The sequence below is a fragment of the Streptomyces sp. NPDC002671 genome, from assembly GCF_053592475.1.
Map to the genome: position 1 here is coordinate 40,428 of NZ_JBSFVU010000027.1, position 14,606 is coordinate 55,033.

General features: G+C 70.5%; 16 protein-coding genes and 1 pseudogene. 7 read left to right on the forward strand and 10 right to left on the reverse strand.

Annotation, left to right across the window (positions count from 1 at the left end):
• Positions 1 to 2: 2 nt before the first annotated feature.
• Positions 3 to 752: an ABC transporter permease gene (locus tag ACWD35_RS33355; protein WP_451355074.1), complete on the reverse strand. Its 750-nt coding sequence runs from the start codon at positions 750 to 752 to the stop codon at positions 3 to 5.
• Positions 753 to 760: 8 nt separating this feature from the next.
• A complete protein-coding gene (locus ACWD35_RS33360; RefSeq protein WP_451355075.1) occupies positions 761 to 1,546 on the reverse strand; it encodes an ABC transporter ATP-binding protein in 786 nt (261 codons plus the stop codon).
• 91 nt (positions 1,547 to 1,637) lie between these two features.
• On the opposite strand from ACWD35_RS33360, the gene ACWD35_RS33365 reads away from it, so the two are divergent.
• A complete protein-coding gene (locus ACWD35_RS33365; protein WP_451355076.1) occupies positions 1,638 to 2,279 on the forward strand; it encodes a TetR/AcrR family transcriptional regulator in 642 nt (213 codons plus the stop codon).
• Here the strand turns inward: ACWD35_RS33365 and ACWD35_RS33370 are convergent.
• The 3 genes from ACWD35_RS33370 to ACWD35_RS33380 form a co-directional block, all read right to left on the reverse strand.
• A complete protein-coding gene (locus ACWD35_RS33370; RefSeq protein WP_451355077.1) occupies positions 2,276 to 2,482 on the reverse strand; it encodes a DUF397 domain-containing protein in 207 nt (68 codons plus the stop codon). The genes ACWD35_RS33365 and ACWD35_RS33370 overlap by 4 nt on opposite strands.
• On the reverse strand, positions 2,464 to 3,306 hold the full coding sequence (locus tag ACWD35_RS33375; RefSeq protein WP_451355140.1) for a helix-turn-helix domain-containing protein: 843 nt from the start codon (positions 3,304 to 3,306) through the stop codon (positions 2,464 to 2,466). Before ACWD35_RS33375 ends, ACWD35_RS33370 begins: the two co-directional genes overlap by 19 nt.
• Before the next feature lie 76 nt (positions 3,307 to 3,382).
• Positions 3,383 to 3,715: an ATP/GTP-binding protein gene (locus ACWD35_RS33380; RefSeq protein ID WP_451355078.1), complete on the reverse strand. Its 333-nt coding sequence runs from the start codon at positions 3,713 to 3,715 to the stop codon at positions 3,383 to 3,385.
• A 221-nt stretch (positions 3,716 to 3,936) separates the two neighbouring features.
• On the opposite strand from ACWD35_RS33380, the gene ACWD35_RS33385 reads away from it, so the two are divergent.
• The gene (locus ACWD35_RS33385; RefSeq protein ID WP_451355079.1) at positions 3,937 to 4,965 is read left to right on the forward strand and encodes an LLM class flavin-dependent oxidoreductase; all 1,029 of its coding nucleotides are present in this window, start codon (positions 3,937 to 3,939) and stop codon (positions 4,963 to 4,965) included.
• A gap of 89 nt (positions 4,966 to 5,054) precedes the next feature.
• Here the strand turns inward: ACWD35_RS33385 and ACWD35_RS33390 are convergent, their stop codons facing one another.
• Positions 5,055 to 5,447, reverse strand: a complete 393-nt coding sequence (locus tag ACWD35_RS33390) for an SCO5389 family protein (RefSeq protein WP_451355080.1) — start codon at positions 5,445 to 5,447, stop codon at positions 5,055 to 5,057.
• A 276-nt stretch (positions 5,448 to 5,723) separates the two neighbouring features.
• Here ACWD35_RS33390 and nucS point away from each other — a divergent pair, with 276 nt between their 5' ends.
• Positions 5,724 to 6,395 (forward strand): endonuclease NucS, encoded by a 672-nt coding sequence (gene nucS, locus ACWD35_RS33395; RefSeq protein ID WP_451355081.1) that lies wholly within the window; start codon positions 5,724 to 5,726, stop codon positions 6,393 to 6,395.
• A gap of 84 nt (positions 6,396 to 6,479) precedes the next feature.
• On the opposite strand, the gene ACWD35_RS33400 is transcribed toward nucS, so the two are convergent.
• The 3 genes from ACWD35_RS33400 to ACWD35_RS33410 form a co-directional block, all read right to left on the reverse strand.
• Positions 6,480 to 8,921 carry an ATP-binding protein gene (locus ACWD35_RS33400; protein WP_451355082.1) on the reverse strand — a complete coding sequence of 814 codons (2,442 nt, stop codon included), beginning with the start codon at positions 8,919 to 8,921 and terminating at the stop codon, positions 6,480 to 6,482.
• Between the two features lie 267 nt (positions 8,922 to 9,188).
• Complete coding sequence (locus ACWD35_RS33405; protein ID WP_451355083.1) at positions 9,189 to 9,512, reverse strand: STAS domain-containing protein; 324 nt, start codon at positions 9,510 to 9,512, stop codon at positions 9,189 to 9,191.
• A gap of 177 nt (positions 9,513 to 9,689) precedes the next feature.
• Complete coding sequence (locus ACWD35_RS33410) at positions 9,690 to 10,538, reverse strand: 3-hydroxyacyl-CoA dehydrogenase family protein (RefSeq protein ID WP_451355084.1); 849 nt, start codon at positions 10,536 to 10,538, stop codon at positions 9,690 to 9,692.
• A gap of 532 nt (positions 10,539 to 11,070) precedes the next feature.
• On the opposite strand from ACWD35_RS33410, the gene ACWD35_RS33415 reads away from it, so the two are divergent.
• Genes ACWD35_RS33415 through ACWD35_RS33425 form a run of 3 tightly spaced genes read left to right on the forward strand, consistent with a single transcriptional unit; the run spans position 11,071 to position 12,953 of the window.
• Positions 11,071 to 11,295 carry a hypothetical protein gene (locus ACWD35_RS33415; protein WP_451355085.1) on the forward strand — a complete coding sequence of 75 codons (225 nt, stop codon included), beginning with the start codon at positions 11,071 to 11,073 and terminating at the stop codon, positions 11,293 to 11,295.
• A complete protein-coding gene (locus ACWD35_RS33420; protein WP_451355086.1) occupies positions 11,292 to 12,173 on the forward strand; it encodes an XRE family transcriptional regulator in 882 nt (293 codons plus the stop codon). Before ACWD35_RS33415 ends, ACWD35_RS33420 begins: the two co-directional genes overlap by 4 nt.
• A 12-nt stretch (positions 12,174 to 12,185) precedes the next feature.
• Positions 12,186 to 12,953, forward strand: a complete 768-nt coding sequence (locus ACWD35_RS33425; protein WP_451355087.1) for a DUF6207 family protein — start codon at positions 12,186 to 12,188, stop codon at positions 12,951 to 12,953.
• A 39-nt stretch (positions 12,954 to 12,992) separates the two neighbouring features.
• On the opposite strand, the pseudogene tnpA reads toward ACWD35_RS33425, so the two are convergent.
• Positions 12,993 to 13,282 (reverse strand): annotated as a pseudogene (tnpA, locus tag ACWD35_RS33430) (IS200/IS605 family transposase); the annotation flags it as partial.
• A 74-nt stretch (positions 13,283 to 13,356) separates the two neighbouring features.
• Here tnpA and ACWD35_RS33435 point away from each other — a divergent pair.
• The gene (locus ACWD35_RS33435) at positions 13,357 to 14,604 is read left to right on the forward strand and encodes an RNA-guided endonuclease InsQ/TnpB family protein (protein ID WP_451355088.1); all 1,248 of its coding nucleotides are present in this window, start codon (positions 13,357 to 13,359) and stop codon (positions 14,602 to 14,604) included.
• Positions 14,605 to 14,606 lie beyond the last annotated feature (2 nt).

The following is a 14,606-nucleotide window of genomic DNA, read 5'->3' on the forward strand; positions in this document are numbered from 1 at the left end:
AGTTAGGCTCCGGCCGTTCGGAACACTCGTGTGCCCACCGTCACCGACAGGGCGGTGAATCCGACCGCGACGAGGACGCCGTACAGCATGTGCGTGCTCGTGTACCGGCCGACGTACGCGTCGCGCACCGCGTCCACCAGGTAGCGGAACGGCACGAAGTGCGAGAGCACGTCCAGCCAGCCGGGTGCGAGGGACATCGGCAGCATCAGGCCGGACAGCAGCATCGACGGCATCGACAGCATGTTGATCGTCGGGCCGAACTCCTGCGGGGTACGGGCCCTCATCCCGAGCGCGTACGACAGCGAGGCCAGCGACAGCGTGAGCAGGGCGACGAACCCGAAGCCGATGAGGATGCCGGCCAGGGGCGCGCGCAGGCCCATCACCAGGGCGGCCAGCACCAGCAGCACCGCCTGGAAGACGAAGACCGTGGCGTCCCGCAGCACCCGGCCGAGGAGGAGGGCGAGGCGGCTGACCGGGGTCACGCGCATCCGCTCCACCACCCCCTGCCCCTTCTCGACGATCACCATGAAGCCCGCGAACAGGGCACCGAACAAGCCGAGTTGGAGCAGCAGACCGGGCACGAGCACCTGCCACGAGCTGCCCTTCCCGCCCAGCGGCAGATCGGTGAGCAGCGGGCCGAAGAAGAGGAGATACAGCAGGGGCGTGAGGACGCCGAAGAGCAGGGCGAAGCGGGAGCGCAGGGACTGGCGGAGGTAGCGGCCGTAGATGAGGGCCGTGTCGTGGAGAAGCATGCGGGGTCCTATACGGCTACGGGGGCGGCGTCGGCCGGGACAGGCCCGCGGCCGGTGATGGCGAGGAAGGTGTCCTGGAGCGTGGCGTCGAGCGAGCCGCCGTGCTTCAGCTTGAGCGCGCTCGGGGTGCCCTCGGCCACGACCACGCCACGGTCGACGATCACCAGCCGGTCGGCGAGGGCGTCGGCCTCGTCCAGGTAGTGGGTGGTGAGGAAGACCGTCGTGCCGTACTCGTCGCACAGCCGGCGGATCAGCGCCCACAGGTCGGCGCGGCTGCCGGGGTCCAGGCCGGTCGTCGGCTCGTCCAGGAACAGCACCTTCGGGCGGTGGGTGAGCGCCATCGCGATGTCCAGGCGGCGCCGCTGACCGCCGGAGAGCGCGCCGGCGCGCCGGTCGAGCAGGTCGGTGAGGTCCAGTTCGCGGGCGAGTTCGGCCGCGCGCTCGACCGCCCGCGCCTTCGGCAGGCGGTACATCCGGCCCTGGGTGACCAGTTCCTCCCGCACGCTGATCTGCGGGTCGACGCCGCCGGACTGGGCGACGTACCCGCACACCCCGCGCACGCCCACCGGGTCGGTCGCCAGGTCGTACCCGGCGACGGTGGCCGCGCCGCCGGTGGGGGCGAGCAGGGTGGTGAGCATCCGCAGGGTGGTGGTCTTGCCGGCGCCGTTGGGCCCGAGGAAGCCGAGGATCTCGCCCTCCTGGACGGCGAGGTCGACACAGCGCACGGCCTCGACGGGGCCCTGCTTGGTCTGGAAGGTGCGCGCCAGTCCGGCCGCGCTGATGACTGCTGCCATGCCGACTAGAAAAACAGAGCCTCTGAAATTTTGCAATGCCACCAAAATTTCAGAGGCACCAGCTATCCTGTCGGCAACCTACGATGACGGCATGGCAGAGGGGCTCAGGGAGCGGAAGAAGCGCGAGACCAGGCAGCGGATCTCGGACATCGCCACGGGACTGTTCCTGGAGCGCGGCTTCATGGCGGTGACGATGGCAGACGTCGCCGAGGCGGCCGACGTCTCCGTCAACACCGTCTACAACTACTTTCCGGCCAAGGAGGACCTCTTCTTCGACCGCTCCGCGGGAGTGGCCGACCGGCTCGCCCGCTGGGTGCGCGGCCGGGACGCGGGCGAGTCCGCGGCCCGGGCCGTGCTGCGCGAACTGCGCGAGGAGGCCGAGGCCGTCTCCCCTCGGCTGGGCCTGCTGGAGGGCTACGACCGCTTCATGCGCGTCATCCACGAGGCCCCGCCGCTGCGCTCACGCCTGTGGAGCCTGCAGCAGGAGATCCACGACAACCTGGAGGCGGCCCTGCGCGAGGAGACGGGCGCGGCCGACGGCGACCCGCTGCCGGGGCTGATCGCGGGTCAGATCTGCTGGATCCACCAGACGGTCTTCGTCACCGTCGGCCGCGAAATGCTCGCGGGCCGCAAACCGGCCGAGGTGTCACGAGAGGTACTGGTCCTCATCGACGACATCGAGGACCTGCTCAGCGAGAAGGTCCTCGGTTATGCGGTACGCGGACAGAGCTAGTGGAACGCCCCGCCCTTCACGGCCGTGACGAAGGACGTCCATGGCTTGGCCGCGAAGACGAGGGCGGGGCTGTGGGGGGTCTTGCTGTCGCGGACGGGGACGGCGCAGGGGATGGTGTCGGAGACTTCGAGGCACTCGCCGCCGTCCGGATTGCTGTAGCTGCTTTTGCGCCACGTCAGGGCGGTCAGTTCGATGGCTCGCACGGTACTTCCTCCAACATCCGCAGGATGAACTTCCGCGACTCGGCAGGAGTCAGCGCCTGGTCGCGCATCGCATCGTATGCACGTTGCAGCCGCTCAACTGCCGCGTTTTCTTCGATCAGTTCGCCACGGTACGCGTTCTCGGTGTAGGCCACCGTAGTACCGCTCGTCAGCCGTAGGAACATGACGGAGGTGCTCACCAGGCCGTGCATACCCGAACGGTCCGGCAGCACCTGAATGGTGATGTTCGGACGCTCCGACATCTCCAGGAGATGGTCCAACTGCTCCCGCCACGCTCCCGCGTCCCGCAGCGGCGTGCGCAGCACCGCCTCGGCAATGAGGGCGCGGAACGGCGGCGCGTCCTCACCTTCCAGCAGCATTCGCCGACCTGAGCGAGCCGCCACCTGCTGCTCCAGTTCCTCGCCTTTGTACCCGCCGAGTGTGAGCACCTCGCGCGCGTAGGCATCCGTCTGCAACAAGCCCGGCAGGATGCTCACTCCGAAGTGCCACAGGCTCATCGCCTCCGCCTCCAGAATCATGTACCGCCGGTACTGCTCCTTGAACTGCGTCGGATCGCCCAGCGCCATCTCCCACATCGCCAACAACAGCCCAGGCGTGCCGTAGAACTGGTCCAGCGCCTCCGCGACCTCCGGGCCGCCCAGAGTCTCCCCGCTCTCCAGCTTCTTGAAGAGCGACGGATCCCAGCCCACCGCGTCGGCCAGTGCGCGCAGACTGAGGCCCTTGGCGGCGCGCAGTCGGCGGAGTTCCTCCGCGTACCGCCGACGGGGCTCCTGGCTGCGTCCCGTGATCACCCTTCGTGCCGGCATCGCAGACCTCCGTGCGTAGTTGCTGGAACGCATAGGGTAGTCCCGCGAAGGGGGTTCTGAGGGACCCTGAAGTCCCTCAGAACCTCGGCGAGTTACGGGACCGCTGCACCCGCGTGGTGCGGCGGTCCTTCGCGTTCCAGCAGGCCTTGTGCCAGTGCCGGCGGTCGTCCACGCCCGCGTGCTCCGGCCAGGCCACCACGTGCGGGACGCCGGAGGGGATCACCTGGTCGCAGCCCGGGCAGCGGTACGTCTTGCCCTGCGCGCTCGCCCCGGCGACATGGCGCACGCTCCACTCCTCGCCCTGCCAGCTCTCCGTGGACTGCCAGCCGCCGTACCGGCCGGCGCTGTCGTCCTCGGCGCTCCGGCCCGACGATCCGGCTGCCTTCGGTCGGTTGCGACGCGGGGACACAGAACACCTCTCGGGGCTATACAGGAAGCACGGGCTCATCCAGCGTACGCCGCGCCGACCGGGGTACGCGTAGGGAACCAACCCACACAAGTCCCCCTCCAGGGCGTCCGATTCTGCAGACAATCCGCAAATTACCCCGCCAGGCCGTGTCCTCGGCACGTGTCCCCCGGTTATGCGGGGCGGGGGAGCTCCGGGTCGGGGCCGAGGAATCAGGAAAAGCGATGCGTGTAGGAAGTTTTGTGCTGGCGGCCCAGTTCCCGGGCCAGGGGCCGGGGGAGGCCCTGCACCGGGCGGTCCGCTCGGCGGAGGTCGCCGAGGAGGCCGGGCTCGACACAGTATGGCTGGCCGAGCACCACTTCGTGCCGTACGGCACATGCCCGTCCGCGGTCACCCTGGCCGCGCTGCTGCTCGGCCGCACCCGACGCGTCCGGGTCGGTACTGCGGTCAGTGTGCTGCCCACCACGCACCCGGTCGCCCTCGGTGAGCAGGCCGCACTGCTGCACCTGACGAGCGGCGGACGGTTCACGCTGGGCGTCGGGCGCGGTGGGCCCTGGGTGGACCTGGAGGTCTTCGGCGCGGGCCTCGCGGCGTACGAGCGCGGGTTCCCGGAATCACTCGATCTGCTGGTGCGCTGGCTGCGCGAGCCGTCCGTCGCCGCCACCGGCGAGCGGTTCTCCTTCCGCGAGGTGCCCGTCGTACCGCGCCCGTCCGAGGCCCTGGCGGAGACGCCCGGACCCGAGGTCGTCGTCGCCTGCACCTCTCCGGCGAGCGTCCGGCTGGCCGCCGAGCGCGGGCTGCCGATGCTGCTCGGCATGCACATCGGGGACGAGGAGAAGGCCGAGATGGTCGCCCTGTGGCAGCGCTGCGCACGCGCGGCGGGCCGGCCCGCCGAGGAGTTCGCGGGCGCCGCCCATGTGTCGGCCGGGGTCTGCCAGATCGCGGACCGGCGCACCGACGCGGTGGAGACCCTGCTGAAGGCGATGCCGGGCTGGCTGAAGCAGGGCCTGGACGCGCATGTGACGGTGGACGGCCGGGCGCGCGCGATGCGCGACCCGCTCGCCTACACCGAACTGCTCTGCGGACTGCACCCGGTGGGCACGCCCCGGCTGTGCGCCGACCGGCTCGCGGCCACGTCGGAGCGCACCGGCATCTCCCGCTTCGCCCTCCTCGTGGAGGGCTCGGGCGACCTGGCGGCGACGGAGGGGAACCTACGGCGGCTGGGCGCCGAGGTGCTGCCGCAGCTGCGCTGAGGGGCTTGCCGCCCCAGTAGTCGATGCACCTCCCCCGGGTGGAGCGGCAAGCGAGCGGCTCATTGGCCCAGCAGTCCCGGAGCTCGGCGTCAGCAGTCCCGAAGCTCCGGAGACTGGTTCAGCAGCTGGGCGCGCACCGAGGTGAAACGGGCCAGCCTCTCGTCGACCGAGGCGTCCAGCGGGAACACCGCCACCCGGTGGCAATTCTGGAAGGCCAGCCGCACACCGAAGTGCCGCTGCAGGGCGCCTCGTATGGCGTCACTCGCGAGCGCACGCAGCAGCTGGCCGCGTGCCTGCTCGTCCGGCGGAGGCGTCTGGTTGTCGGCGAACTCTCCGCCGTCCACCTTCAGCTGGGCCACCAGGGAGCTGATCATCTCCCATGCGTAGGGCAGGGAGGTCCGGACGCAGTCGACGAATGCTGCTTCGTCGACCTCGCCTCGCTCGGCCTGTTCGAGTAGGGCCGGTGAGACGTCGAGCGACATGGGTTCTCCTCTCGCACCCCCGCGGAGCAGGGGTTGCCGGACAGACAAGGGAGTTCGCGATATCGAACACGCTTAGTACACAGCTCGCGACCTCCCGTTCACTACGGTAGGCAACGGTCGGTGACCACACCAGCAGAATGCGTATATGGAACGGTCCAGTTACGCCCACAATCGGCCAGGGAGGAACAAGAGTTTCCAGGGACAAATGGGGCGATGCACAGGAAGCAGAACGGGCGAATCGCGTGCACCGGCGGACGTCGAGTAGCGTTGCCGACCATGCGTCTCGTCATTGCCCGGTGCTCGGTCGACTACGCCGGCCGGCTCACCGCCCACCTGCCCTCGGCGCCCCGCCTGATCCTGGTCAAGGCGGACGGCAGCGTCTCCATCCACGCGGACGACAGGGCCTACAAGCCCCTCAACTGGATGTCGCCGCCCTGCACGCTGAAGGAGGGCACGGGCGAGGACGAGGGCGTGTGGACCGTCATCAACAAGGCGGGCGAGAAACTGATCATCACGATGGAGGAGATCCTCCACGACTCCTCGCACGAACTGGGTGTGGACCCCGGCCTGATCAAGGACGGCGTGGAAGCACACCTCCAGGAATTGCTCGCCGACCGCATCGAGACGCTCGGCGAGGGCTACACCCTCATCCGCCGCGAGTACATGACCGCGATCGGCCCGGTGGACATCCTGTGCCGGGACGCGGACGGGCAGACGGTGGCGGTGGAGATCAAGCGCCGCGGTGAGATCGACGGCGTGGAGCAGCTCACCCGCTACCTGGAGCTGTTGAACCGCGACCCGCACCTCGCCCCGGTCCGCGGCGTCTTCGCCGCCCAGGAGATCAAGCCCCAGGCCCGCGTCCTCGCCACCGACCGCGGCATCAACTGCCAGATCCTCGACTACAACGCCCTGCGCGGCATCGAGGACGACAAGCTGCGGCTGTTCTGATCAGCTTCGCGTGATACGAGTGTGATACGGGCGTGAGGGCCGGGTCCGTGTGAGGACCGGCCCTCTTGCTGTCTGCGGCAGACGTCAGATCACGGAACCCCGGCTGCCGGCGCCCCCCGGCGCCCCCGCCGAACTCGTCGACGTCGTCGGACCGCTCGCCGTGTTCGTCGTGGACGGGGTGGTCGAGGCCGAGCCGGTCGGGGTGGGGGAACCCGAAGTGCCGGTGGGCGTCGGTGTGGTCGGTGGTGCCGTCGGGGTCGTGCGGGTGGGCGTGGGCGTCGGAGTCGACGGGTTCGTCGTCCGCGACTTCGACGGCGTGGGAGTCGTGTCCCCGCCGCCCGTACCCGGCGTGCCCGTCGGGCCGGTCGTGGGCTCCGCCGGTGCGGTGGTGTACGTGACGCCGGGGCCCTGGGTCGCCGGCCGGCCGGTGGGGGTGCCCGGGGCAGCGGTGCTGCTGGTGCCCTGGCTCGGGTCAGCGCCCGGGGCGTCGTCGCCCGTGCCCTGGGTCACCGACGGGTTGACGTTGTTCACCTTGTCGGCCGGGTTGTCGTCCGCGCTGTCGTGGGACGTGAACCCGAGCGTGACGACCGTGCCGAGGACGGCGACCAGCAGCGCACCGGACCCGGCCGCCACCAGGTTGCGCCGGGCCAGCCGCCGGATGCCGCCGCCGGAGGGGTCGCTCGGGGCCCGCGGGGTGACCAGGGTGTCCGCGGGGGCCTGGTACGGCTTCGGGAACGTGGCCGGCATACCGGTCGGCCGGGTCGGCGCCGACTCCTCGTGGCGGGCCTCCGCAGCCTCCTCGGCGGCGAACACCGGCAGCCCGGGCAGGTCCCCTGCACGGTCGGCAACCAGGGCCAGGGCGCGCCGTCCGGCGACCGTGCCGCGCTTGTCGGCCAGCGCGCCGCGCAGCCCGATGGACGCCTCCAGCTCGGCGCGGGCCCGGTCGAGCTGTCCGCCGCACAGCGCGAGGATGCCCAACTCGTGGTGGAAATAGGCCTGTTCGGACACCTCGCCGGCCAGCCGGGAGGCTTCCGCACCGGACCGCAGGGCCCGTTCCCAGGCGCTCCAGTGCAGCCCGGCGGCGAAGGCGGGCGCGGCCGTGCGGGCGAGCCGTACGGCACAGCTCTCCTCGCCCTCGACGGGCGGCACCGTGGCGGGCGCGACGACCGTGAGCGCGGCCAGCACGGCACCGGCCTCCGCGCACACCCGCTCGGGGGTGACCGAGGGGTGGCCGGTCCACCAGGCGTAGTGCTCGGCCGCGGTGAGCGCCCGGTCCGGGGCGTCGTCGGCGTATCCGGCGGCCTCCAGCTGGGTCTGTACCCCGGCCGCCAGGCGGTAGCGGGAGCCGACCGGCGAGATGAGCCCGCAGCCCGCCAGCTCGCCGAGCGCGGCGTCCGCGTGGGTGTCGCCCACCAGCGCGGGCAGATGGGCCTGGTGCGGCACCTCGCCGCCGAGGGCGACGGCGAAGCGGAGGGTGGCGCGGGCCGAGGTGCTGAGCCGGGAGGCGAGCAGTGGGGCGGGCGCCGCGGCCTCGCCGAGGGAGGGCAGCGGGACCTCGTCCTCGGGCGCCAGGGGCGCGTCCACCGGGGGACGTACGTCCTCGAAGACGCCGTACTCGTCGACCGCGTCGGCGCCGGCCCGCAGCTCGTCGCGCTGCCGGAGCAGGGCGCCGGCCTGCACGAAGCGCAGCGGCAGCCCCTCGGACTCGAACCACAGGTCGCCGGCCCAGTTGGCCTCCTCCTCGGTGAGGACCCGGCCGGCGGCCCGCTCCAGGATCTCCAGGCCGCCGGCCCGGTCCAGGCCGGGCAGGAAGACCTCCTCGACGTCCACCTCGGCGGAGGGGGCGGGGACCTCGGGCGTGGCGCCGAACAGGAAGGCGCACTCGGGGGTGGCGTCGAGCAGTTCCTCCAGGGCGTCGCCGCCGAACTCCAGGTCGTCCACGACGACGACCGCGCCGATCTCCCCGACGAGGGCGAGCAGTTCGTCCCGTTCGGGGCGGTACCGGGGCGCGTCGTGGACGGCACGGAAGAGGCCGTCCAGCAGGTCGCCGGCCGTACGGTGGAAGCCGCTCAGGCGGACGACGCCGTCGGGGGCGAGGTCCTGGCAGTCCTCGGCGACCAGGTCGAGCAGGGCGGTGCGGCCGGAGCCGCCGGGGCCGGTGAGGCGCGCCGAACGTCCGCGGGCCAGCAGCCGGACCAGGCGTTCGCGTTCGTCCTGGCGTTCGAGGAGGGAGAGCGCGGGCCGGGCCGGGCCGGGCGGCACGGGGGGCCGGGCGGCGCGCTCGGCCTCGGCGCGCTCGGCGGCGGTCAGCTTGCGGGGCCTGCCGGGCGCCTCGTCCGGCCGGCAGGGCGCTATCTCGCTGCCGTCCACGGGGTTGACGGTCAGCAGGAAGTCCCCGGAGACGAGCCGTGCCGTACGGGCGAGCGCGGGCGAGCCCGGGCCGAAGTCGGCGGTGAGGGAGTCCCGGGGCGGGCGTCGGCCCGGAGCCTGGCCCTGCTCCTCGGGTCCCGGGTTGATCGGGTCCATGGGTTCCAGCCCCCCAAAAGCGTTGTGTGCTCGGATACCGGCCCCTCCCGGCCTGCTGCACACTGCGCTGTCGCTTCTGGTCCGGGCCCGCTCGGTCGAGGGTCGCGAGGCAGCGGGCGACCGAACCCTAAACCTTAGGTCGGTGTCACCGACAGGGCGGGGTGCCGCGCGGCCCGAGACGTCACGGTCTTACGAGGATTGCCCTCGACGTACGGTTCGCCCTCAGATCCGAGGCCGTCAGATCCGGGGCCGTCAGATCCGGGGCCGTCAGACCCGGGGCAGCGACTCCACCCCGATGCCGCCTTCGATGGCGAGAATCCGGTGCAGCCGGGTGGCCACCAGCAGGCGCTGCATCTGCGGCGGCACACCGCGCAGCACCAGGCGACGGCCGCAGCGGCCGGCCCGCCGGTGGGCGCCCATGATCACCCCGAGTCCCGTGGCGTCCCAGGAGTCGAGTTCGGACAGGTCGAGCACCAGGTCGCCGACTCCGTCGTCGACGGCCGAGTGCAGGGCCGTACGGGCGTCCGCCGCGCTGCGGACGTCGAGGCGGCCCCCGACGACCAGCTCGACGTGGTCGCCCCTGATGTACATATGCGCTCCCCGTTGAGTGCGAGTGGCGTACTCCATGACGGTGATGACGGTGCTGTGCAACGTCTGACTGCCTCAGTGGCAGAGCGGTTGCTGCTTGTAAGCGAACCGATACCGAATTCACCCCCCGGGAGTGATCCTCCCGGGGAGTGCGTCCGTATCTGTGCTGATCTGTACGGATCAGTACTTGTAAAAGCCCTGCCCGCTCTTGCGGCCGATGTCACCGGCGTCCACCATCCGGCGCATCAGCTCCGGCGGGGCGAACTTCTCGTCCTGGGACTCGGTGTAGATGTTGCTGGTGGCGTGCAGCAGGATGTCGACGCCGGTGAGGTCCGCCGTGGCCAGCGGGCCCATGGCGTGACCGAAGCCCAGCTTGCAGGCGAGGTCGATGTCCTCGGCGGTCGCGACGCCGGACTCGTAGAGCTTGGTCGCCTCGACGACGAGCGCCGAGATGAGACGGGTCGTCACGAACCCGGCGACATCCCGGTTGACGACGATGCAGGTCTTGCCGACGGACTCGGCGAACTCCCGCGCGGTGGCGAGGGTTTCGTCGCTGGTCTTGTAGCCGCGGACGAGTTCGACCAGCTGCATCATCGGCACCGGCGAGAAGAAGTGCACACCGACGACCCGCTCGGGGCGCTCAGTGGCCGCCGCGATCTTGGTGATCGGGATGGCGGAGGTGTTGGAGGCGAGCACGGTGTCCTCGCGCACGATCTTGTCGAGCGCGCGGAAGATCTCGTGCTTGACCTCAAGCTTCTCGAACACGGCCTCCACGACGATGTCGGCGTCGGCGGCGGCGTCCAGGTCGGTGGTCGCGGTGATGCGGCCGAGGGCGGCTTCGGCGTCGTCCGCCGCCAGCTTGCCCTTGCTCACGAACTTGTCGTACGAGGCCTTGATGCCGTCGGTGCCACGCTTGAGTGCCTCGTCGGTGACGTCGCGCAACACGACGTCCCAGCCCGCCTGCGCGGCGACCTGAGCGATACCGGACCCCATGAGACCGGCCCCGATGACGGCGAGCTTCCGTGCCACTCCGACTCCCTTGAACGCTGTGAACGTCTGCCTCTTCGGCGGACGATAGCGCTCCGGAGCGGCCGTGTGACCGGTAAGTAACGCGCGTCACGTCTCAGATGACGGACATCACACCGGCAGCGGCACTAGTCGTCCAATGGGGCATTTTCCTCCCGCCGTTCGGCCCGCGATTCCGGATCCGCATCCGCCCGCGCGGCCCCCCTTGGATGTCGCTTCAGCACGGGGGCCGCGCGGTTTCCAGTGCGGCGTCGAGTAGCGCCTCGGGCCCCATGATGACGGCGCGCGCGGCATTGCGCGCACAGATGCGGCCTTTCCCCCTCAAAGTGTTGAATCATCGCCGTTCATCCGGCGCACCAGGGGTGGCGCGGGCTAGCGGAGCCTGGCCCTTGGGGCCATTGTTCCGTACCTCCATGATCACGTGGCGTGCGGAACGCTGCCGGGGCCATGCTGGCCCTCCCTCCTGATGGCGCTTCAGCACCGCCTGGCGGAGGGCCAGTTGGAGTGAGACCCCCGCTCACAGAAACGAAGTGTGATGTCGAGTAAGAAGGTGGTGACCGTCGCCGTACTGGTGGCGGTCCTCACGTGGAGCACGGTGATGACCGTGCTGGGACAGGTCGCGGCCATGGCCACCCTGCTCCCGTCCCTGGGCCTGCTCGTGCAGCAGATCGCCCAGGCCCTGAACGGGCCCGACGGCCCTCGCGCGCCTGCCGACCCGGCCCCCGCCCCCACCACCGCCGGCGAGGAGCCGCCCCGATGACCTGGCCTTCTGGCGACGACCAGCCGCCCCCGTCGGAGAACAGTGGCAGGCGGGGCCGTAAGCGCCTCCCGATCTCCGAGACGGCGGGCCCCTCGCACCGGGCCTGGCTGGAGCCGGTGCGCGGCTACGTAGACTCCAGCGGACTGACCCTGAACGACCTCGTCGACCGCTCCGGCTACTCCAAGGCCCGCATCAGCGAACTCCTGCGCGGCAACGGCTACTACCCCGCCTGGGAGATCACCTTCAGCGTGATACGCGCGCTGGGCCTGCCGGTCCAGCCGATGCGCCGCCTGTGGACGGCGGCGGCGCGCGAGGCCCAGAAGAAGCCGCACTGGATCGAGAACTGCATCCAGCAGGTCGCCTGCCAACCGGAGATCCAGCCCCTGGCCCACCAGGCCTTCACCGAGAAGATGCGCGCCCCGTACACCGCGTACGCGCGCGCCTTCCTGCTGACCGACAACCGCGCCCACTGGGCGGTGGGTGAGACCTTCGACCTGCTGTGGCTGGACTGGAGCACGGCCGCCAGCAGCGCGAACCTCCGGCGCGACGCCTGGCTTCTGCTCCGCGACCGCGTCCTGGCCCGCGCCGCCCACCGTGACGGCCACCCCGACCTGCGCGCCGCCGTCTTCTCCACCGAGGAGGTCAATGACAGCGTGCCGGGGCACCTCGTCGTCCTGACCGAGATGGTGGACCTCTTCGATGCCATCACCCGGCTCCCGCAGGACCACATGGACGTCATCGTGCTGGGCCACCTCTGCGGCCTGGACCTGGAGGAAACGATCCCCTACGTCACCGGTCTGAGCCCCGCCATCGCCCACGCCATCGACCACCATGCCCGCGCCGCCCTCGAAGACCTCCTCGACAGCCCCCGGGAGTGAATCCTCACCGCCATGACTGCCATAGACGCCCTCCTCGCCCGCGCCCGCCTGCACGACAGCCCCGGCGTCCCCGCCGACACCGTCCCGTATGAAGACGGCGCCTACCCCGACCACACCTCCGACGACACCGCGCTCACCGAGGCCCCGCACGCCGACGCCGACGCTGTCACGGTCCGCCAGCTGCGCACCCTGTGCGACGCCGTCCTCACCGCGCTCGTCCCCGGCACCCTTCAGTTCCTCACCGACCAGCTCCCCGAACCGGAAGGAGCCTGGCTGCTGGGTTGCGCTCTGCACGTCGCCGACATCGACGAGGGAGCCCGCTTCTGGTGGCAGTACGCCGCCGGCGCGGGACACTCCCCCGCCGCCTACTGCCTCTCCCTGCACCACCGCGCCCGCGGCGAGGCCCACGCGGCTGCCTTCTGGTACGACCAGACAGGCCTCGACACCGTGCCCGACGATGACACCATCCCTGTCAGCGGCATCAACCCGCCCCTGGACTTCACGTTCGACGCGTCCGTCCCCACAGTGCTGCGCATACTCAGCCGCCTGACCGCCCCGGGCGGGCGCCCACGTCCCCACCGAGCCGACGCCATCACCAACTACGTGGCCCGTACGGTCACCCATGGCTACGCCGAGCACCCCGGCGTCGAGATACCCGTACCCGAACCCCGCTTCGCCGACCGCGTCACCTTCCTCCTGACCTTCACCCCGCCCTGGACCGGCCCCCGCGCGAACGCCTTCAACCCGACCCTGCCCAGCCGTTCGGGCACGGGACAGTGACCGCCCCGATTACCGGGACTCTTGCAGAAAGCCCGGCGTTCACGCTGGGGATGAATGCATCTCCAGACGGCTCTGACGTGCACCTTGGAGCGGGCGCGTTTGCTGCTCGATGTGCTGGCGGAGGATCGCCGATGGTGCTCCGCCGCACGACGCGGAGAGGTGCGAGGGCGACCACAGGTGTCCGTGCATGATGGCGCGGTTGATCCGGCCGGTGAACTCCTGCGTATCCGGCGGGCGGGAACGCCCTTGAGGCTGTTGACCAGTTTCGAAACGGTGATCTTGGGCGGGTAGTTGATCAGGAGGTGGACGTGATCGCGTACGCCGTTGAACGAAAATGTGGCGTTTGTAGCGTTTGTAGTCGTTCTGCCTCTCGATGAGGCCAATCGTTCGTAGGGTCTTGGGTGTGCAGCTCCGCTACAACTTCCGGGCCTATCCGGATGCCTCTCAGTGCCGTGCGCTGGCTAAGGCGTTCGGGTGTGCCCGTGTGGTGTGGAACGACTGCCTGCGCGACCGCAAGGAAGCGCACGCGGCGGGGCTGCCGTATGTGAGGTCGGCGGAGCTGTCCCGGCTTCGCATCACCCAGGCCAAGCGCACCGAGGAACGCGCCTGGCTCGCCGACGTGTCGGCGGTCGTTCTGCAGCAGTCCCTGCGGGACCTGGACACCGCCTACAAGAACTTCTTCGACAGCCTCAGGGGCAAGCGGCAGGGCCGGAAGGCCGGGCCGCCCCGGTACAAGTCGAAGAAGGACACCCGGCAGTCGATCCGCCTCAACACCAATGGCTTCTCCCTCCAGGAGAACGGCACGGTGTACGTGGCCAAGGTCGGCAGTCTCAAGGTCAACTGGTCCCGCCGACTGCCGGCCGCGCCCACGTCCCTGACCGTCACCAAGGACAGCTGCGGCCGGTACTTCCTCAGCTTCGTCGTGGACACCGGGCCGGACATCCTCCCCGAGCTGGAGACGGAGTCCGGTATCGACCTCGGCCTGTCCGCCTTCGCCGTCCTGTCCGACGGCAGCAAGATCGACAGTCCCCGCTTCCTGCGCCGGGCGGAGAAGAAACTCAAGCGCCTTCAGCGGGAGCTGTCCCGCAAGGCCAAGGGATCGAAGAACCGGGCCAAGGCCCGCATCAAAGTCGCGCGCCAGCACGCCAAGGTGGCCGACCGGCGCCGGGACTGGCACCACAAGGCATCCGCGCAGATCATTCGCGACAACCAAGCGGTGTATGTGGAAGACCTCGCGGTGTCCGGCCTCGGCCGCACCCGGCTCGCCAAGTCCGTGCACGACGCGGGATGGGCCGCGTTCGTGAACATGCTGGAGTACAAGGCGGTCAGGCACGGCCGCACCTTCGCCCAGGTGGACCGGGCCTTCCCGTCCTCTCAGGTCTGCTCGGCCTGTGGATTCAGGGACGGTCCCAAGCCCCTGCACGTGAGGGAGTGGACGTGCGGCGCGTGCGGCACCGTGCACGACCGCGACCACAACGCAGCACGCAACGTCCTCTTCGAAGGACGCCGAATCGTCGCCGCCGGACGGGCGGAGACGTCAAACGCCTCGTGGAGCGCAGGTAAGACCAGGACGAAAGTCCCGGCACAGCGCGTTGAAGCAGGAAGCCACCGGAAGGGTCAGACGACCCAGGCCGGAATCCCTGGCCTTTAGGC

Coding starts and splice junctions, on each gene's coding strand:
- ACWD35_RS33355 (WP_451355074.1), bottom strand. CDS start 752: ATGCTTCTCCACGACACGGCCCTCATCTACGGCCGCTACCTCCGCCAG.
- ACWD35_RS33360 (WP_451355075.1), bottom strand. CDS start 1,546: ATGGCAGCAGTCATCAGCGCGGCCGGACTGGCGCGCACCTTCCAGACC.
- ACWD35_RS33365 (WP_451355076.1), top strand. CDS start 1,638: ATGGCAGAGGGGCTCAGGGAGCGGAAGAAGCGCGAGACCAGGCAGCGG.
- ACWD35_RS33375 (WP_451355140.1), bottom strand. CDS start 3,306: ATGCCGGCACGAAGGGTGATCACGGGACGCAGCCAGGAGCCCCGTCGG.
- ACWD35_RS33385 (WP_451355079.1), top strand. CDS start 3,937: ATGCGTGTAGGAAGTTTTGTGCTGGCGGCCCAGTTCCCGGGCCAGGGG.
- ACWD35_RS33390 (WP_451355080.1), bottom strand. CDS start 5,447: ATGTCGCTCGACGTCTCACCGGCCCTACTCGAACAGGCCGAGCGAGGC.
- nucS (WP_451355081.1), top strand. CDS start 5,724: ATGCGTCTCGTCATTGCCCGGTGCTCGGTCGACTACGCCGGCCGGCTC.
- ACWD35_RS33400 (WP_451355082.1), bottom strand. CDS start 8,921: ATGGACCCGATCAACCCGGGACCCGAGGAGCAGGGCCAGGCTCCGGGC.
- ACWD35_RS33405 (WP_451355083.1), bottom strand. CDS start 9,512: ATGTACATCAGGGGCGACCACGTCGAGCTGGTCGTCGGGGGCCGCCTC.
- ACWD35_RS33415 (WP_451355085.1), top strand. CDS start 11,071: ATGTCGAGTAAGAAGGTGGTGACCGTCGCCGTACTGGTGGCGGTCCTC.
- ACWD35_RS33420 (WP_451355086.1), top strand. CDS start 11,292: ATGACCTGGCCTTCTGGCGACGACCAGCCGCCCCCGTCGGAGAACAGT.
- ACWD35_RS33425 (WP_451355087.1), top strand. CDS start 12,186: ATGACTGCCATAGACGCCCTCCTCGCCCGCGCCCGCCTGCACGACAGC.